Source organism: Streptomyces sp. NPDC006529 (genome assembly GCF_040611795.1).
In the GTDB taxonomy this organism is placed as follows: Bacteria; Actinomycetota; Actinomycetes; order Streptomycetales; family Streptomycetaceae; genus Streptomyces.
This window is the reverse complement of sequence record NZ_JBEXPB010000008.1, coordinates 181,148-199,151: the sequence shown is the minus strand read 5'-3', so window position 1 is coordinate 199,151 and position 18,004 is coordinate 181,148. Positions and strand designations below refer to the sequence as shown.

19 protein-coding genes are annotated in these 18,004 nt (G+C 72.3%); 9 read left to right on the top strand and 10 right to left on the bottom strand.

Annotation, left to right across the window (positions count from 1 at the left end; translation table 11 throughout):
• Positions 1-38 precede the first annotated feature (38 nt).
• A complete protein-coding gene (gene disA / locus ABZY31_RS09715; RefSeq protein WP_356406773.1) occupies positions 39-1,163 on the top strand; it encodes a DNA integrity scanning diadenylate cyclase DisA in 1,125 nt (374 codons plus the stop codon).
• A 412-nt stretch (positions 1,164-1,575) separates the two neighbouring features.
• Here the strand turns inward: disA and ABZY31_RS09710 are convergent, their stop codons facing one another.
• Complete coding sequence (locus tag ABZY31_RS09710) at positions 1,576-2,394, bottom strand: hypothetical protein (protein WP_356406770.1); 819 nt, start codon at positions 2,392-2,394, stop codon at positions 1,576-1,578.
• Positions 2,395-2,559: 165 nt separating this feature from the next.
• Here ABZY31_RS09710 and ABZY31_RS09705 point away from each other — a divergent pair, with 165 nt between their 5' ends.
• The 7 genes from ABZY31_RS09705 to ABZY31_RS09675 all read left to right on the top strand — a co-directional run bounded on the left by ABZY31_RS09705 (position 2,560) and on the right by ABZY31_RS09675 (position 8,888).
• Entirely contained in the window at positions 2,560-3,198 is a 639-nt protein-coding gene (locus ABZY31_RS09705) for a phosphatase PAP2 family protein (protein ID WP_356406767.1), read from the top strand.
• Positions 3,195-4,160: an A/G-specific adenine glycosylase gene (locus ABZY31_RS09700; protein ID WP_356406764.1), complete on the top strand. Its 966-nt coding sequence runs from the start codon at positions 3,195-3,197 to the stop codon at positions 4,158-4,160. Before ABZY31_RS09705 ends, ABZY31_RS09700 begins: the two co-directional genes overlap by 4 nt.
• 174 nt (positions 4,161-4,334) lie before the next feature.
• Positions 4,335-4,895 (top strand): SigE family RNA polymerase sigma factor, encoded by a 561-nt coding sequence (locus tag ABZY31_RS09695; protein WP_356406762.1) that lies wholly within the window; start codon positions 4,335-4,337, stop codon positions 4,893-4,895.
• 32 nt (positions 4,896-4,927) lie between these two features.
• Positions 4,928-5,545: a hypothetical protein gene (locus ABZY31_RS09690; protein ID WP_356406759.1), complete on the top strand. Its 618-nt coding sequence runs from the start codon at positions 4,928-4,930 to the stop codon at positions 5,543-5,545.
• Positions 5,546-5,588: 43 nt separating this feature from the next.
• Positions 5,589-6,299 carry a two-component system response regulator CseB gene (gene cseB, locus ABZY31_RS09685; RefSeq protein ID WP_356406756.1) on the top strand — a complete coding sequence of 237 codons (711 nt, stop codon included), beginning with the start codon at positions 5,589-5,591 and terminating at the stop codon, positions 6,297-6,299.
• Complete coding sequence (cseC, locus tag ABZY31_RS09680; RefSeq protein WP_356406753.1) at positions 6,296-7,609, top strand: two-component system sensor histidine kinase CseC; 1,314 nt, start codon at positions 6,296-6,298, stop codon at positions 7,607-7,609. Before cseB ends, cseC begins: the two co-directional genes overlap by 4 nt.
• A gap of 82 nt (positions 7,610-7,691) precedes the next feature.
• Positions 7,692-8,888 (top strand): LamG-like jellyroll fold domain-containing protein, encoded by a 1,197-nt coding sequence (locus tag ABZY31_RS09675; protein ID WP_356406750.1) that lies wholly within the window; start codon positions 7,692-7,694, stop codon positions 8,886-8,888.
• Positions 8,889-8,901: 13 nt separating this feature from the next.
• Here ABZY31_RS09675 and ABZY31_RS09670 read toward each other — a convergent pair whose 3' ends face one another.
• Together ABZY31_RS09670 and ABZY31_RS09665 are read right to left on the bottom strand one after the other, a co-directional pair.
• Positions 8,902-9,513: a M23 family metallopeptidase gene (locus tag ABZY31_RS09670; RefSeq protein WP_356406747.1), complete on the bottom strand. Its 612-nt coding sequence runs from the start codon at positions 9,511-9,513 to the stop codon at positions 8,902-8,904.
• Between the two features lie 596 nt (positions 9,514-10,109).
• Positions 10,110-12,635: an ATP-dependent Clp protease ATP-binding subunit gene (locus ABZY31_RS09665; protein ID WP_351049854.1), complete on the bottom strand. Its 2,526-nt coding sequence runs from the start codon at positions 12,633-12,635 to the stop codon at positions 10,110-10,112.
• Positions 12,636-13,110: 475 nt separating this feature from the next.
• On the opposite strand from ABZY31_RS09665, the gene ABZY31_RS09660 reads away from it, so the two are divergent.
• The gene (locus ABZY31_RS09660; RefSeq protein ID WP_356406744.1) at positions 13,111-13,683 is read left to right on the top strand and encodes an SCO3374 family protein; all 573 of its coding nucleotides are present in this window, start codon (positions 13,111-13,113) and stop codon (positions 13,681-13,683) included.
• Here the strand turns inward: ABZY31_RS09660 and ABZY31_RS09655 are convergent.
• From ABZY31_RS09655 to nadC, 7 genes are all read right to left on the bottom strand, one after another.
• Positions 13,665-14,003, bottom strand: a complete 339-nt coding sequence (locus tag ABZY31_RS09655) for an Lsr2 family protein (protein ID WP_356406741.1) — start codon at positions 14,001-14,003, stop codon at positions 13,665-13,667. The genes ABZY31_RS09660 and ABZY31_RS09655 overlap by 19 nt on opposite strands.
• Before the next feature lie 198 nt (positions 14,004-14,201).
• The gene (locus ABZY31_RS09650; RefSeq protein ID WP_356406842.1) at positions 14,202-14,753 is read right to left on the bottom strand and encodes an amino-acid N-acetyltransferase; all 552 of its coding nucleotides are present in this window, start codon (positions 14,751-14,753) and stop codon (positions 14,202-14,204) included.
• 18 nt (positions 14,754-14,771) lie between these two features.
• A complete protein-coding gene (locus ABZY31_RS09645) occupies positions 14,772-15,221 on the bottom strand; it encodes a BlaI/MecI/CopY family transcriptional regulator (protein WP_356406738.1) in 450 nt (149 codons plus the stop codon).
• Between the two features lie 108 nt (positions 15,222-15,329).
• Positions 15,330-15,494, bottom strand: a complete 165-nt coding sequence (locus tag ABZY31_RS09640) for a hypothetical protein (RefSeq protein WP_356406736.1) — start codon at positions 15,492-15,494, stop codon at positions 15,330-15,332.
• Between the two features lie 13 nt (positions 15,495-15,507).
• Positions 15,508-16,074 carry a hypothetical protein gene (locus tag ABZY31_RS09635; protein ID WP_356406839.1) on the bottom strand — a complete coding sequence of 189 codons (567 nt, stop codon included), beginning with the start codon at positions 16,072-16,074 and terminating at the stop codon, positions 15,508-15,510.
• A gap of 162 nt (positions 16,075-16,236) precedes the next feature.
• Positions 16,237-17,046: a type III pantothenate kinase gene (locus ABZY31_RS09630; RefSeq protein ID WP_356406733.1), complete on the bottom strand. Its 810-nt coding sequence runs from the start codon at positions 17,044-17,046 to the stop codon at positions 16,237-16,239.
• Positions 17,047-18,003, bottom strand: a complete 957-nt coding sequence (gene nadC / locus ABZY31_RS09625; protein WP_356406837.1) for a carboxylating nicotinate-nucleotide diphosphorylase — start codon at positions 18,001-18,003, stop codon at positions 17,047-17,049.
• Position 18,004 lies beyond the last annotated feature (1 nt).

Below are 18,004 nucleotides of genomic sequence, written 5' to 3'. Positions count from 1 at the left end.
TGGTGCGGGGCGGCGGAACCCGCGACCGGAGGAGTGCAGTGGCAGCCAAGGACGGGGCAGCAGCATCCGGGAAGTCCGGCGCAGGCAGCAAGCAGGAGGCCCTCATGCGGGCCTCGCTGAGCGCGGTCGCACCTGGTCAGCAGCTGCGCGACGGCCTGGAGCGGATCCTGCGCGGCAACACGGGCGGTCTGATCGTCCTCGGCATGGACAAGAGCGTCGAGGCGATGTGCACCGGCGGTTTCGTGCTGGACGTGGAGTTCACCGCGACCCGGCTGCGCGAGCTGTGCAAGCTCGACGGGGCGCTCATCGTGGACAAGGACATCACCAAGATCCTGCGGGCGGGCGTCCAGCTGGTGCCGGACGCCTCGATCCCCACGGAGGAGACGGGCACCCGGCACCGCACGGCCGACCGCGTCTCCAAGCAGTGCAACTTCCCCGTCGTCTCGGTGTCGCAGTCGATGCGGCTGATCGCGCTGTACGTCGACGGCGAGCGGCGCGTGCTGGAGGAGTCCGGGGCGATCCTGTCCCGGGCCAACCAGGCGCTGGCCACGCTGGAGCGGTACAAGCTGCGGCTCGACGAGGTCGCGGGCACGCTGTCGGCGCTGGAGATCGAGGACCTGGTGACGGTCCGGGACGTGACGGCGGTCGCGCAGCGGCTGGAGATGGTGCGGCGGATCGCGACCGAGATCGCCGAGTACGTGGTGGAGCTGGGCACCGACGGGCGGCTGCTGTCCCTCCAGCTGGACGAGCTGACGGTCGGGATCGAGCAGGAGCGGGAACTGGTCATCCGGGACTACGTGCCGGAGCCGACGGCGAAGCGGTCCCGCACGGTGGACGAGGCACTGGCCGAGCTGGACTCCCTCTCGCACGCGGAGCTGCTGGAGCTGGCGACGGTGGCGCGGGGGCTGGGTTACACGGGCTCGCCCGAGACCCTCGACTCGGCCGTCTCGCCGCGCGGTTACCGGCTGCTGGCGAAGGTGCCGAGGCTGCCGGGGGCGATCATCGAGCGTCTGGTGGAGCACTTCGGGGGGCTGCAGAAGCTGCTCGCCGCCAGCGTGGACGACCTGCAGACCGTCGACGGCGTCGGCGAGGCGCGGGCTCGGTCGGTGCGGGAGGGGCTGTCGCGCTTGGCGGAGTCTTCGATCCTGGAGCGCTACGTCTAGCCTGCGGCGCGAGCGTGGGCTGCGGGCCGGTGCCCCCGCCCTCTGGCAGTGGCCCCACCTGCACCCCTCCGGGGGCGCCTCAAACGCCGGCGAGGCTGGGATGGCCCGCCGGCGGCGCTGAAGTCACACGGCGCGGCCCGACCCCGCCCGTCCCCGCGCATGCCCTCCGGGGGCGCCTCAAACGCCGGCGAGGCTGGGATGGCCCGCCGAGCCCGGCCCGAGCGCACCCACCCAGCCGCCCGGCGCTTGAGGGCCCGCCGGAGGCGGCACCAGCCCACCCGGGCGGGCCAGGGTGAAGGCAGCTCCCCAACCCACCCCCAGCCGCCCGGCGCTTGAGGGCCCGCCGGAGGCAGTACCAGCCCGCCCGGCGATTGAGGGCGGCGGTTGGGGTGGGGGCGGGCCCGGGCCGGGGTCAGTCCTGTTTCAGGACGAACGAGGTGCGGGCCACCGGCATGCCGGGGGACTTGACCTCGACCACGTACGTGTCGGCCACCGCACCCCCCGCCGGAGGCGTCTGGCACTGGGCCGCCACACTCGGCTTCCGGTCCCATTCCAGCGACTGCGTCGTCTCGCCGTTCGCCGGCAGCCGGTGGAAGACGTTGCCCGCTCCCGCCGGGCAGTCCGCCGAGGACCAGACCGTCTTGCCCGTGGTCGCCTGGGTGATGCTCAGGATCGCCTGCTTCGGGCCGAGGTCGACCTTGCAGGTGGTGCCCGAGGTGTTGCGGGCGATGAGGTCGAGGCGGGGGCGTTCGTTCGGCTCGTACTCGTTCTTGGTGCTCTTGACCTCCCACTGGAGCGCACCGGGCGCACAGGTGGGGAGCGGGGAGTCCGCCGGGATCCGGCCCGGCCCGGAGGAGGACGTGCCGTCCTCGCCACCGCCGCCGCCCGGTTCGCCGTTCTTGCCGGTGGCCGAGCCTCCCGCGCCGCCCGCACCGGTACCCGCCGCCGCGCCCCCGTGGTCGCCCCCGGTGGCACCGCCCGCGCCCGACTCGTCGCGGCCGCCCGGGGCCTGACTGATCGCCGGCCCGGATCCGGGCGCGCCGGGCGTGATGGAGACCGCCGGGTGCGGGCCGCCGCCGCCCTTGCCGTTCTGAGTGGTCTTGCCCCCACCGGAACTGACGGTCCATACGGCGAGGAGCGCCAGCAGTGCGGCGACGGACGCCAGAACGGCCCTCCGTCGCCAGTAGATGGAAGAGGGGAGCGGCCCGACCGGATTGCGCAGAGATCCCACGGAGGGAACTTTACGAGAGTCGGGGGCGCGATCCGTGCCCCACATGCCGCACGTCCGGCGTGTTTTGGCGATGATCATCCCGCTGCTCCCCCCGGTACGGCCGTCCGGGCCATCCAGGCCGTCCGGATGGCGGCGCCGGGCGGCCGTTTGCGTAAGGTCGGCGGGATGGACAGTTCCGACCTCTACCGAGACGTCACCGACTTCGCGCACACCACCCCCGGCTGGGTGCGGTCCCTCGCCGAGGCGTGGACCACGAGCGGGCTGCTGGTGTTCGGCGCGCTCTTCCTCCTCGTCTGGTGGCGCGCCCGCACCCGCGGGGACGGGGCGATGGCCCTGGCCGTCCTCGCCCCGCTGGCCACCGCCGTCGCGTACGTCGCCTCCGAGGTCGCGAAGAGCGGCGTGCACGAGGAGCGGCCCTGCCGGGCCGTCTCCGGCGCGCTCGCCCCGCTGGTGCCGTGCCCGGCGTCCGGCGACTGGTCGTTCCCGAGCAACCACTCCGTGATCGCGGGCGCCGCGGCCGTCGCGCTGGCCCTGGCGGTGCCGCGGCTCGCGCTGCTCACCGTGCCGCTGGCGCTGCTGATGGCCTTCTCCCGGGTCTTCGTCGGGGTGCACTATCCGCACGACGTGGCGATGGGCCTGCTGCTGGGTGCCTCGGTGGGCGCCCTGGTGGTCCTCGCACTGACCGGCCCGGTCCGTAGGATCATCCGCTCGGCGCGTACGGGCGGGGGCCGCGCCGCCGTCCTGTTCACCGGTCCGGGGCCCGCGCCGCGGGGGCGAACCGTGCCAGGATTGCCCCTGCCATGACTGCATCCCCCGAATCCCCCGCCCTGTCCGAGGCGTCGGCCGTGCCCGGCGCCGCATCCGCCCGCGCGCTGCACGCCCCCGTCATCGCCTGGTTCCGCGAGAACGCCCGTGACCTGCCCTGGCGCCGTCCCGAGGCAGGTCCCTGGGGCGTCATGGTCAGCGAGTTCATGCTCCAGCAGACCCCGGTCGCCCGCGTGCTGCCGGTGTACGAGCAGTGGCTGGCCCGCTGGCCCCGGCCGGCCGATCTGGCCGCCGAGGCGCCCGGGGAGGCCGTACGGGCCTGGGGCCGCCTCGGTTATCCGCGCCGCGCGCTGCGGCTGCACGGCGCGGCCGTCGCCATAACGGAACGGCACGGGGGCGACGTACCGCGGGACCACGACCGGCTGCTGTCGCTGCCGGGCATCGGCGAGTACACGGCCGCGGCCGTGGCGTCCTTCGCCTACGGGCAGCGCCACCCGGTGCTGGACACGAACGTGCGCCGGGTCTTCGCGCGGACCGCGACCGGTGTGGAGTACCCGCCGAACGCCACCACCGCCGCCGAGCGGCGCCTGGCCCGCGCGCTGCTGCCCGACGACGAGGAGACGGCCGCGGGGTGGGCCGCGGCGTCGATGGAGCTGGGCGCGCTGGTGTGCACCGCGAAGAACCCGGACTGCGGGCGCTGCCCGGTGGCCGGGCTGTGTGCCTGGCGGCTGGCGGGCAAGCCGGCGCACGAGGGTCCGCCGCGGCGCGGGCAGACGTACGCCGGTACGGACCGGCAGGTGCGCGGCAGGCTGCTGGCGGTGCTGCGCGAGGCGGTGGGGCCCGTTCCGCGGGCCGTGCTGGACACCGTGTGGGACGAGCCGGTGCAGCGGGCCCGGGCGCTGGACGGGCTGGTGGCCGACGGGCTGGTGGAGCCGATCGGCGACGGGGACGACGGCGGTGACGGGTCGCTCGCGACCGCCTACCGGCTCCCGCTCGGCTGACTCCCTCATTCCGCTTGAGCCCGCTAAACCCCAGCTCACGGGCGCTGTTACACAACCTATGGACAGCCGTGTTCCCACCGAAGGCTGACCCGCACAGTGCCGTGACAACCGCTCCGTACCTTCGGTTCCGCAAGCACGGGACGAAGAGCGGTAAACGGGCGGAGGCGGTCTGAGATGGCGCACGGCGAGGTACTCGAATTCGAAGAGTACGTACGCACTCGGCAGGACGCGCTGCTGCGCAGTGCCCGTCGCCTGGTCCCGGACCCCACCGACGCGCAGGACCTCCTCCAGACCGCCCTCGTGCGCACCTACGGCCGCTGGGACGGCATCGCCGACAAGTCGCTCGCCGATGCCTACCTGCGCCGGGTCATGATCAACACGCGGACCGAGTGGTGGCGCGCCCGCAAGCTCGAAGAGGTCCCCACCGAGCAGCTGCCGGACGCCCGCGTCGAGGACGGCGCCGAGCAGCGCGCCGACCGCGCGCTGCTGATGGACATCCTCAAGGTGCTCGCGCCCAAGCAGCGCAGCGTGGTCGTGCTGCGACACTGGGAGCAGATGAGCACCGAGGAGACGGCCGCGGCGCTCGGCATGTCGGCCGGTACCGTGAAGAGCACGCTGCACCGTGCGCTGGCCCGCCTGCGCCAGGAGCTGGAGAGCCGGGACCTGGACATGCGGGCGCTGGAGCGCGGTGACCACACCGTGCGGTACGAGGGGCGGGAGCGGTGCGCGGCCTGACAGGCCTACGGGGCAGGAGCCCGCTGGTACTGATGTCGACGGGGATGGTCATCCTCGTCGGCACTGTGCTGTTCGCGGTCGGCTGCTCCACCGGCGGTACCGGGCTGCGGGACGGCGGCCCGGCGCGCACCGAGTCCGTGTCGAAGACGGCGCCGCCCACCGCGGCCGGCCAGCCGTCCGCGTCGTCCTTCAAGAAGGTCCAGGACGTGGTCGCCCTGGTGAAGGCCGATCCCAAGGTCAGCGACGCGGTCAAGAAGGACCTGAAGCCCTGCTCGGGCAAGGAGTACCCGGTCGACGTCAGCTACGGCAAGGTCACCGGGAGCACCGCGCCCGACCTGGTCGTCAACGTCCTGTCCTGCGCGGACGCGATCGGCGTGGGCACGTACGTGTACAAGCAGGAGGGCGCGGCGTACGAGAATGTGTTCTCGGACGAGGCGCCCCCCGTCTACGCGGAGATCGACCGGGGCGACCTGGTGGTGAGCAAGCCGGTCTACGTCAAGAGCGAGGCCTACGCCACCGGCGAGGACGTGATCACCTTCCGCTGGAACGGGGAGAAGTTCACCGAGCACGACCGCGTGCACTCGGAGTACAGCAACGTGGGCGGTGGTGGGAGCCAGCCCGCCCCGGCCGTGACACCGCAGAAGAACTGAACCCCAGAAGAACTGAACCGCAGAAGAACTGAGGCGACTGGGCATGGCCGAGACCCATGTGCTGTTTGTGGAGGACGACGACGTCATCCGGGAGGCCACGACCCTGGCGCTGGAGCGCGACGGGTTCGTGGTCACCGCCATGCCCGACGGCCTCTCCGGCCTGGAGTCCTTCCGCGCGGACCGGCCCGACATCGCCCTGCTCGACGTGATGGTGCCCGGCATGGACGGGGTCAGCCTGTGCCGGCGGATCCGTGACGAGTCCACCGTCCCCGTGATCATGCTCTCCGCGCGCGCCGACTCGATCGACGTGGTGCTCGGCCTGGAGGCCGGCGCCGACGACTACGTCACCAAGCCCTTCGACGGCTCCGTCCTGGTGGCCCGGATCCGCGCCGTCCTGCGCCGCTTCGGTCACGCGGGCGGCCCGAACGGCGGCGGCCCCGGCTCCGACGGCGACCCGGCCGGGGAGCGCGGGGTGCTCTCCTTCGGCGACCTGGAGGTCGACACCGAGGGCATGGAGGTGCTCAAGGCCGGAGCCCCGGTGGCGCTGACGCCGACCGAGATGCGGCTGCTGCTGGAGTTCTCCTCCGCGCCCGGCACCGTCCTGTCCCGGGACCGGCTGCTGGAGCGCGTCTGGGACTACGACTGGGGCGGTGACACGCGGGTCGTCGACGTCCATGTCCAGCGGCTGCGGACCAAGATCGGACAGGACCGGATCGAGACGGTCCGTGGCTTCGGATACAAGCTGAAGGCATGAGGAGCTTCACCTTCCGCACCGGCATCCGCTGGAAGATCACCCTCGCCATCGCGGCCGTGGGTGCGCTGACGGCGCTCGCGCTGAGCCTGGTGGTGCACAGCGCCGCCCGGGTGTCGATGCTGGAGAGCGCCCGCGAGGCGCAGCTGGAACGCGTCCAGTACGTCTCGCGCAACGCCGAGTCCGGCCGCAAGCCCTTCATGGGCGCCAAGCTCAACGACCCCGACCTGCCCGCCGACCTGCGGGAGAAGGCGCGCTCGGGGCGGCGCGGCACCTACATCCAGGAGAAGCCGAGGGGCGCCCCGGAGGTGTGGGCCGCCGTACCGCTCGGCAACGGGCAGGTGCTGTCGATGCACTCGGGCTTCCAGCAGAGCGCCAACATGGTGCGCGACCTGGACCGGGCCCTGGTCGTCGGATCGCTCGCCGTCGTCATCGGCAGCTCGGCCCTCGGCGTCCTCATCGGCGGCCAGATCTCGCGGCGGCTGCGCAAGGCGGCCGCGGCCGCCGGCCGGGTCGCGCTCGGCGACCCCCAGGTCCGGGTGCGCGACGCGGTCGGCGGAGTGGTCCGGGACGAGACCGACGACCTCGCGCGCGCCGTCGACGCCATGGCCGACACGCTCCAGCAGCGGCTGGAGGCCGAGCGCCGGGTGACCGCCGACATCGCGCACGAGCTGCGCACGCCGGTGACGGGCCTGCTCACGGCGGCGGAACTGCTGCCCCCGGGGCGGCCGACCGAGCTGGTGCGGGACCGGGCGCAGGCCATGCGGGTGCTGGTCGAGGACGTGCTGGAGGTGGCCCGGCTGGACAGCGCGTCCGAGCGGGCCGAGCTCCAGGACGTGGCCCTGGGCGAGTTCGTGGGGCGGCGGGTGGCCTCGCTGATGCCGGAGGCGACCGTACGGATCGTGGCGGACGAGATCGTGAACACCGACCCGCGGCGCCTGGAGCGGATCCTGGGCAACCTGCTCGCCAACGCGGCGCGGTACGGGCGCCCCCCGGTCCAGGTGGACGTCGAGGGCCGGGTCGTGCGCGTCCGGGACCACGGGCCCGGATTTCCCGAGGCGCTGCTGCGCGAGGGGCCGAGCCGGTTCCGGACCGGCTCGACGGACCGCGCGGGCGTGGGCCACGGGCTGGGCCTGACCATCGCGGCGGGCCAGGCGCGGGTGCTGGGCGCCCGGCTCACGTTCCGAAACGTCGCCGCTCCGGGCGGACTTGACCGCGAGGGCGCGGCGGCGGGCGCGGTGGCGGTGCTGTGGCTGCCGGAGCACGCGCCGACGGCGACGGGCAGCTTCCCGATCATCCGGCTGCCGGGCTGAGGGGAACGCGCGCCGCCGTCCCGCCGTCTTCATGGGCCTCCGGCCTGTCTGGCGGCGGCGGCAATGTTTTAACATCCGTGCCATGACTGACGGTACGGATCGCCCGAACAGCCCCCAGCCCGGTCCCGCGCACGCGAGCGGCGGCGGCAGCGGGAGCGGCGGCTACGGATATCCGTCCGCTCCCGGCGCGGGCGGACCGGGCGCCGCGGGCGGCTACGGCTATCCGCAGGCGCCCGTACCGGGCGGCGCACCGGGTGTACCGGGCGTGGCGGGCGTACCGGGCGGGTACGGCTTTCCGCAGCCCGGGCAGCCGAACCCGTACCAGCAGGACCCCTACCCGCAGGAGCCGCGGCCCGAGCCGCTGCCCGGTCCCGCCTTCACCCCGGCGCCGCAGCCGGACTGGCAGGCCATGGCGGAGCGCTCGGACACGAGCCGCCGCACCCGGCGCCGCCTGATGATCATCGGCGCCGCCGTCGCCGTCTGCGCCGTGGCCGCCGCGGGGACCCTGTGGTTCATGAACGACTCCGGCGGCGACGACCCGAAGCCCGGGCCGGTGGCCGAGGGCTCGCAGAGCCCCTCCGCCTCCCCGAGCGAGCCCGCCTGGGACGACCCGCACACGGTGCCGGGCCAGGCGAACCTGCTGCGCGACCGGACCGGCTCGACGAACATCGCGCTGGGCCCGCAGGCCGAGCAGGGTACGGGCACCAAGCGCGGTGAGGTCCGGTTCAAGGACAACGCGAATTCCTACGCCCAGGGCGCGGGCCAGGCCGTGGACACCACCAAGAGCTTCAGCGTCTCGGCGCGCGTCTACACCTCGGCGAAGAGCGGCAGCCACATCGCGGTGAGCCAGGGCGACGGGGTGTCCTACTCCTTCGAGCTGGGCCACGAGGCGGTGAACGGCAAGAACGCGTGGATCTTCCGCGTCCAGAGCGGCACGGACGGCGCCGAGGCCACCACCGCGCAGGTCGCCTCCGACGGGCTGAAGACCGCGAGCGCCTGGGCGATGATCACCGGCACCTACGACGCCACGACGAAGACCATCAAGCTGTACGTCGACGGGAAGCAGGCGGGCGAGGTGCCCGTGGCGGCCGGGATCTGGGCCGCTCCGGGCCCCATCCAGCTGGGCCGGGCCCGCCACCACGACATCTGGGCCGGCCCGTGGGCCGGGGCGATCGACAACGTCCGCACCTGGGACAGCGCCTTGACGCCCGCGCAGGTGGCGAACGTCAAGGGCGGCAAGAGCGAGGTCAAGCCGACCCACTCGTGGCTGATCAGCTGACGGCGGACCGTCGTCAGAGGCGGACGCCCGCCTGGCGCAGGAAGGCGACCGGGTTCACGGCCGAGCCGTAGTTCGGGGTGGTGCGGATCTCGAAGTGCAGGTGGGGGCCCGTCGAGTTGCCGGTGTTGCCGGACAGGGCGATCAGCTGGTCCGCGGAGACCTTCTGGCCGACCTTCACCTGGACCCTCGACAGGTGGGCGTACTGCGAGTAGGTACCGGTCGCGTGCTTGATCACGATCGCGTTGCCGTAGGCCGGACCGTCACCGGCGCCGTTCGGGCCCGCCTTGACGACGACGCCCGCGTGGACGGCGTGCACCTTGGTGCCGACCGGCACCGCGAAGTCCTGGCCGGAGTGCTTGTGCGACCAGAGGTTGCCGCCCTTGCCGAAGGTCGCGGACAGCGTGTAGGACGCCACGGGCGCCTTCCAGGCGGCGGCCTTGCCCGCGGCGGCCTTGCCGGCCGCGGCCTGCGCGGTGGCCTGGGCCTCGATCAGGCCGGCCGTCCCGGTCAGCGCGGCCGGCGCCTCGTCGGCGAACGCGGTACCGGCGCCGAACGTCACGGCCGCCCCGAGCCCTGCGGCGAGGACGGCGGTACGGATGCGGTGGGTACGGGCGCTCTTCGACATGGCGGAACCTCCGGGGGATGGAGCACGGGGGCGGAGCACGTCGATGGATCACGGGCTCACGGGGCACAGGGCGACCCGGCACGCTGAGCGGTGTGCCGGGCTGCGGATCCTTGGTAACCCGAGCCGCGCGAACTTCCCAAACCCCCCGATTACTACCGCGCCTCGTAGCGGTGAAGAGGGCCTCCGGGCCTGTTGACCGCGTCCTTACTGGGCCGGAGCCGCCCCCGGAGGGCCCCCGAGGTCTACGACTGCGCGTAGTACGTCCGATTTGCCCTGTGCGGCTTGTCACCGGCCCAGGACCTCCGGCCCGCCCGTTCCGGGACCGAAGACCGGTCGGCGGAGCCGGGCTCGCGCGCGGCGGCGGAGACCGGGGTGGGCCGCCACGCAGGCCGGCCGGCCCGACACGCGCGGCCAAGCGGCCCTGACGGCCCTGGAGGCGGCCCGTCCCGGCCCGCGGGCCTTCGCCGATGCGCTGCGCCCCCGGGCCCTCCCCGGGCCCGAGGGGGCGCCCTGAGCGCGGGGGCACGGCAAAGGGGCGGGCCCGGAACCTGTCGGTTCCGGGCCCGCCCCTTCGTACCGCCGCTCGAGCGGGAGCGCTACGCGCCCTTGCTCAGGTCCGGGCCGGAGCCCGTGGCCTCGATCGGGGGGACGTCCGGCAGTGCGGACTTCTCCTCGCCGCGGAAGGTGAACTTGGCGGTCTCGCCCTCACCCTCCACGCCGACGACCACGATGTGACCGGGGCGCAGCTCACCGAAGAGGATCTTCTCGGAGAGGATGTCCTCGATCTCGCGCTGGATCGTGCGGCGCAGCGGACGCGCACCCATGATCGGGTCGTAACCGCGCTTGGCGAGGAGCTGCTTCGCGTCACCGCTGAGCTCGATGCCCATGTCGCGGTCCTTGAGGCGCTCGTCCACCTTGGCGATCATCAGGTCGACGATCTGGATGATGTCTTCCTGCGTGAGCTGGTGGAAGACGACCGTGTCGTCGACGCGGTTGAGGAACTCGGGCCGGAAGTGCTGCTTGAGCTCTTCGTTGACCTTCGCCTTCATCCGGTCGTAACCCGTCTTGGTGTCGCCCTGGGCCGCGAAGCCCAGGTTGAAGCCCTTGGAGATGTCCCGCGTACCCAGGTTGGTCGTCATGATGATGACCGTGTTCTTGAAGTCCACGACCCGGCCCTGGGAGTCGGTCAGACGACCGTCCTCCAGGATCTGGAGAAGGGAATTGAAGATATCCGGGTGCGCCTTCTCGACCTCGTCGAAGAGGACGACGGAGAACGGCTTCCGGCGGACCTTCTCGGTCAGCTGGCCGCCCTCTTCGTAGCCCACGTAGCCGGGGGGCGAACCGAAGAGACGGGAAACCGTGTGCTTCTCGCTGAACTCCGACATGTCGAGGGAGATCAGCGCGTCCTCGTCGCCGAAGAGGAATTCGGCGAGCGTCTTGGACAGCTCGGTCTTACCGACACCGGACGGACCGGCGAAGATGAACGAGCCACCGGGACGCTTCGGGTCCTTCAGACCCGCACGGGTCCGTCGGATCGCCTGCGAAAGGGCCTTGATGGCGTCCTTCTGGCCGATGACGCGGCGGTGGAGCTCGTCCTCCATGCGCAGGAGCCGCGAGGACTCCTCCTCGGTCAGCTTGAACACCGGAATGCCGGTCGCGGTCGCGAGGACTTCGGCGATCAGCTCGCCGTCGACCTCGGCGACGACGTCCATGTCGCCGGCCTTCCACTCCTTCTCGCGCTTGGCCTTCGCCGCCAGCAGCTGCTTCTCCGAATCACGGAGGGAAGCCGCCTTCTCGAAGTCCTGGGAGTCGATGGCCGACTCCTTGTCGCGGCGGACGTTCGCGATCTTCTCGTCGAATTCGCGGAGGTCCGGCGGCGCGGTCATCCGGCGGATGCGCATCCGGGAGCCGGCCTCGTCGATCAGGTCGATCGCCTTGTCCGGGAGGAAGCGGTCCGAGATGTACCGGTCGGCCAGGGTGGCCGCCTGCACGAGGGCCTCGTCCGTGATGGAGACGCGGTGGTGGGCCTCGTAGCGGTCGCGCAGGCCCTTGAGGATCTCGATCGTGTGGGGGAGGGAAGGCTCCGCCACCTGGATCGGCTGGAAACGGCGCTCCAGCGCCGCGTCCTTCTCAAGGTGCTTGCGGTACTCGTCCAGCGTGGTGGCACCGATGGTCTGCAGCTCACCACGGGCCAGCATGGGCTTCAGGATCGAAGCGGCGTCGATGGCGCCCTCGGCGGCACCCGCACCGACGAGCGTGTGCAGCTCGTCGATGAACAGGATGATGTCGCCGCGGGTGCGGATCTCCTTGAGGACCTTCTTCAGGCGCTCCTCGAAGTCACCGCGGTAGCGGGAACCGGCGACGAGCGCACCGAGGTCGAGGGTGTAGAGGTGCTTGTCCTTGAGGGTCTCGGGCACCTCGCCCTTGACGATCGCCTGGGCCAGGCCCTCGACGACGGCGGTCTTGCCGACGCCGGGCTCGCCGATGAGGACCGGGTTGTTCTTGGTCCGGCGGGACAGCACCTGCATGACCCGCTCGATCTCCTTCTCGCGCCCGATGACCGGGTCGAGCTTGGATTCGCGGGCCGCCTGGGTGAGATTGCGGCCGAACTGGTCGAGGACCAGGGAGGTCGAGGGGCTGCCCTCGGCCGGTCCGCCGGCCGTGGCCGCTTCCTTGCCGCCCCCGGAGTAACCGGAGAGCAGCTGGATGACCTGCTGCCGGACCCTGTTGAGATCGGCGCCCAGCTTCACCAGGACCTGGGCGGCGACGCCCTCGCCCTCGCGGATCAGGCCGAGCAGGATGTGCTCGGTGCCGATGTAGTTGTGGCCGAGCTGGAGGGCCTCGCGGAGCGAAAGCTCCAGGACCTTCTTCGCCCGCGGGGTGAAGGGGATGTGGCCGGACGGGGCCTGCTGGCCCTGCCCGATGATCTCCTCGACCTGCTGACGAACAGCCTCGAGCGAAATCCCGAGGCTCTCCAGGGCCTTAGCGGCGACACCCTCACCCTCGTGGATCAAGCCCAGGAGGATGTGCTCGGTGCCGATGTAGTTGTGGTTGAGCATCCGGGCTTCTTCCTGAGCCAGGACGACAACCCGCCGCGCGCGGTCGGTGAACCTCTCGAACATCGTTTATCGCTCCTCAGAGCGGTCGGGCAGTTCGGGGTCGGTCCCCGCCCTGTCCTTCCGCATGCTAGTCCCGCGGGGCGGGACAGCTCATTCCAACTGCCGACATCCGTCCGCGGCTCACCCCACTCGCTGGGGAATCTCCGCCTTGCACAGCCGACAACTGCTCCAACCCGATGGTGCGAGACGATGTTCCCGCAGGCCAGGCAGATACCCGTCACAGGTGTACGCCGATGGCGAACGGGGACCGGTCTTCCCAGGGTGCCACCCCTATCCCGCCCCGTTCCACTAGGGATGTTCCTACCCCCAAGGCCGGACACTCCATGCGGGGTTCCCCCGGCCCCTCCGCTAAGGGCGAACACACTTCCCGCACGAATTCGGGAAGTCACCCCGGTCGGCGTTTACGTTCCGCGTCGACACGCATGCGTTGCGTGACCGGCGGCCGTAACCCCTCGGCGCGCACGGAGTTGCTCCGGGCATGACCCTCACCGTTCCGCTGCCCCGCGTCGCGCCCGAGGCGGCGCACGCCCTCTGGTACGAGCGCGTGCTCGGCTGGACGGTCACGGGCGGGCCGCCCCCGCAGTTGGTCACCGGGACGCGGTTCGACGTGCTGGACATGCCGGCGGACGCCGGGACGGAGCTGTTGCACGGGCCCCTGGCCACGGGTCCGGTGGCACTCACGGGGCGCAGGATGCGGTTCCTGGTGGCCGCGGGCAGCGCGGACGAGCTGGACGGACTGCTCGACTGGCTGGAGTGGGGCGGTGTGGCCCTGGATCTGACCGCCCTGGGTGCGGGCGGCCGGATGACGGCTCCTGCTCCCCCCGGCGCCGCCGGGGAAAGTCCTCGGGGGGCCGCCGTGTGGCTGCGGCCCCCCGAGCAGGGGTGTGACGTACTGCTTCCGGCCCTGCCCATCGCGGGGCAGGGCGCGAGGCCCGATCTCGCCCGCCTGGTCGGCGCGGCGGCGACGGCGTGCCACCGGGCGCGCCTGAGGCGGTCCCACGGCTCCGGTGCGCCCCTGCGGGGCGCGCCGGATCAGCCCCTGTTCTCGTAGGCCTCGCGGATCTCGGAGGGGACCCGCCCGCGGTCGTTCACGCTGAGGCCCTTGGCCTTGGCCCAGGCGCGGATCTCGGCGGTGTCGGGGTTGCCCGAGGTGGCCGCCGTACGGCCCTTGGCGCGCCCCGCGGTGGCCGCGCGGCCACCGGTGCGGCGGCCGCCCTTGACGTAGGGCTCGAGCAGACCGCGGAGCTTTTCAGCGTTGGCGGTGGTGAGGTCGATCTCAAAGGTCTTGCCGTCCAGAGCGAACGTCACGGTCTCGTCCGCCTCGCCGCCGTCGAGGTCGTCGACAAGAAGGACCTGAACCTTCTGTGCCACCGGGATTTCCTTTCATCGAAAATGCAGTACGCGGAAAGGAAACCGCTTTTCCCGGAAAAACACAAACCCCCGGGTCGAGGTTCAGGGACTCAACACGACGGGAAACGTGCGCGATTCGGACATAGGCCACAGGGGGACGGAGGACCGTAAAAGCCGCTCCGATCGATCGGTTCGGATCGGTTCGCGGATCGGATCCGATCAGAGGTGCAGAAGCATCCGGCTGTTGCCCAAGGTGTTCGGCTTCACTCGTTCGAGACCCAGGAACTCGGCGACGCCCTCGTCATAGGAACGCAGCAGCTCGGTGTAGACATCCGTGTCCACCGGCGTCTCGCCGATCTCGACGAAGCCGTGCTTCGCGAAGAAGTCCACTTCGAAGGTCAGGCAGAAAACCCGGCGGACACCGAGTGCGCGCGCCGTGTGCAACAACTTGTCGAGCACCCGGTGGCCGACGCCGCCGCCCAGGAGATCCCGGTCCACGGCGAGAGTGCGGACTTCCGCCAGGTCTTCCCAGATGACGTGAAGAGCGCCGCATCCCACGACCAGCCCGTCGGCTTCGCGTTCCGCGACCCAGAACTCCTGGATGTCCTCGTAAAGGGTCACGGGCGCTTTGTCGAGCAGGATCCGCTGCTGTACGTACTGGTCCAGCAGGCGGCGCAGTGCCGGAACGTCGCCGGTGCGGGCGCGGCGGATCGTCACCGCTTTTGCATTCGCAGCGTCCAGGACCGGGTCCCGACGCGAATCGTCTTCCATGCCTTCCATGCCCGGACGCTATCGCCCCGGGCCGGCCGGCCGCTCATCGGTATCGGCGGCGTCGCTTTCCGCGGCCGGCGGGGCTTCGGAAGGAGCGGCGGGAGGGGCGTCGCCCTGCACGATCTGTACGGCGGCCCGCAGGGCCTCGCGCTGTTCGGGCGACATCATGCCGAAGAAGGCGACCAGGGCGGCGGCGGGGTTGTCACTGGTGGACCAGGCCTCGTTCATCAGCGCGGCCGAGTAGGCGGCGCGCGTGGAGACCGCCGTGTAGCGGTAGGCCCGGCCTTCGGCTTCGCGCCGGACCCAGCCCTTCTGGTGGAGGTTGTCCATGACGGTCATGACCGTCGTGTAAGCGATGGACCGTTCCCGCTGGAGGTCCTCCAGCACTTCCCGGACCGTGACCGGGCGGTTCCACTGCCACACCCGCGTCATGACGGCGTCTTCGAGGTCTCCCAGGGGGCGAGGCACATCAGCACGATAGTGCGGGATGTCCGCAATTGCCTGGTGAACCGGCGGGGGCGCGCGACGAAATCGGGCGTACGGCACGCGCGCCGTACGCCCGGGTCGCGGTGGGCGTCAGTTCTGCCGGGGCGCGGCGTCGGCGCGGGCGAGCGCCGCGTCGACCGCGGCGTCCTCCTTGGCCTTGTTGGCGCCGCCCTGGCTCTTGACGATCGTCCGGACGAGCAGGATGAACAGCACGGCCATCACGAAGGGGGGCACGAGCGCGGAGACGTAGTCCATGGCCCCAGCCTAGCTAGCCGACCGCGCGGCGGGACGCCGGGGGCGGGGCGGGGCTCCGGCGGGGCGGGAAGACCTCGCTGGGCTTGGGCACCGGACGCTCCGGGCCGTCGGCGCCGTCCTGCTCGCCCGGCCGCTCCGGCGGGGCGGGGCGGGCCGGCGGTTCGTCCCCCCTGCCCCCGGCCAAGGCGCGCAGCCGGGTCCGCGGGGCGGTCAGGCGACGGCGTACGGAGCGTTCGGCGACGCCGCAGGCGCGGTCCAGGAGCGCGGCGGCGCCCGGGTTGCCGCGCAGCGCGCGCAGCGCGGCGAGGTCGTCGGGGACGGGCTCGTACCCGGCGCCCAGGGCGTCCCGGAGCAGTTCCAGGTAGCCGGGCAGGGAGCCCGGCAGGGCCTGCCGGTAGCGGGCGAGGTCCGCGACGAGGAAGTCTGCGAGTCTGCCCGCCTCCGCGACCGCCTCGTCCATCGACCGCGCCAGGCGCAGGCAGTCCTGGACCTCGCCGAGCGGGAGGGGGGCCGGGGAGGGGTGGAGGGCGTGGGCGAGCGAGCGCCGGAGCAGGTGCAGCTCGGCGGCACTGAACGCCATGCCGCCGCGGGATCCGTAGGGCGTGGGCATGGCCCGAAGATACGCGCTAATCGGACAAAACTCCCCGAAATTCCCGTTTCCGGCGCGGCGCTGCCCGGCCGGAAACGGCCGCGCCGCCCCCGCGCGAGGGGGCGGCGCGGCGGGACGGCGCGGGAGCGGCGGCTACTCGAAGTTGGGCGCGTTGCGCTCGTAGACCAGGCGCAGGCCGATCAGGGTCAGCCAGGGCTCGTGCTCGTCGATCACCGAGGCGTCGCCGAGGACCATCGGGGCCAGGCCGCCCGTGGCGATGACGCGGACGTCGTCCGGGTCGCCGTTCGGGCCCACCAGCTCCTTCGCCATGCGGGTGACCACGCCGTCGACCTGGCCCGCGAAGCCGTAGACCACGCCCGACTGCATGGCCTCGACCGTGGACTTGCCGATGACGTTGCGCGGGCGGGCCAGCTCGATCTTGCGCAGCATCGCGCCGCGCACGCCGAGCGCGTCCATCGAGATCTCGATGCCCGGGGCGATCACCCCGCCCACGTACTCGCCCTTGACGGACACCGCGTCGAAGGTGGTCGCGGTGCCGAAGTCGACCACGATGGCCGGGCCCCCGTACAGCTCGACGGCGGCGCACGCGTTGATGATGCGGTCCGCGCCGACCTCCTTCGGGTTGTCCGTCAGGATCGGCACGCCCGTCTTGATGCCGGGCTCCACCAGGACCGCCGGGACGTCCCCGTAGTAGCGCCGGGTGACCTCGCGCAGCTCGTGCAGCACGGAGGGGACCGTGGAGCAGATCGCGATGCCGTGGATGCCGTCGCCCAGCTCGTTGCCGAGCATCGGGTGCATGCCCATCAGGCCCTGCATCAGGACGGCCAGCTCGTCGGCGGTGCGGCGCGGGTCGGTGGAGACGCGCCAGTGCTCGACGATCTCCTCCCCGTCGAACAGGCCCAGGACCGTCTGGGAGTTGCCGACGTCGATGGTGAGGAGCATCTACCGCTCCTCGCGCAGGTCCAGGCCGATGTCCAGGATCGGCGAGGAGTGGGTGAGGCCGCCGACGGCCAGGTAGTCGACGCCGGTCTCCGCGTACGCGCGGGCCGTCTCCAGGGTGAGGCGGCCCGAGGACTCCAGGACCGCGCGGCCCGCGACGGCGGCGACGGCCGCGGCGGTCTCCTGCGGCGTGAAGTTGTCCAGCAGGATCAGGTCGGCGCCCGCCTCCAGCGCCTCGGTGACCTGCGCCGCGGTGTCGACCTCGACCTCGATCGGCACCTCGGGGAAGGCTTCGCGCACGGCCTTGAAGGCCTGGGCGACGCCGCCCGCGGCGACCACGTGGTTGTCCTTGACCAGGGCCGCGTCCCACAGGGACATGCGGTGGTTGACGCCGCCGCCGCAGCGGACCGCGTACTTCTCCAGCGCGCGCAGGCCCGGGGTGGTCTTGCGGGTGTCGCGGACCTTGGCGCCGGTGCCCTCCAGGACGTCCGCCCAGCGGCGGGTGGCCGTCGCGATGCCCGAGAGGCGGCACAGCAGGTTCAGCGCGCTGCGCTCACCGGTCAGCAGGTCGCGGGTGTGGGCGCGGACGGAGAGCAGCACCTGGCCCGCTTCGACCCGGTCGCCGTCCTCGGCGTGCCGCTCGACCTCGAAGGACTCGGTGCAGACGACCGACAGGACGGCTTCGGCGATCCGCAGGCCCGCCACGACGCCCGCCTCGCGCGCCGTGAAGTCGGCGGTGGCGACGGCGTCCTCGGGGACGGTGGCGACGCTGGTGACGTCGACCCCGCCGTCGAGGTCCTCGGAGAGCGCCATGTGGGCGATGTCCTCGACCTCGATGGGGTCCAGGCCGGCGTCGGCGAGCAGCTGGGCGAGCGCCGGGTCCAGGCCCGACTCCTCGCCGCCGCCGCAGCCGCAGTCGTCGCCGCAGCCGCCCGCGCCGTCGGCCTCCGCGTCGATCAGC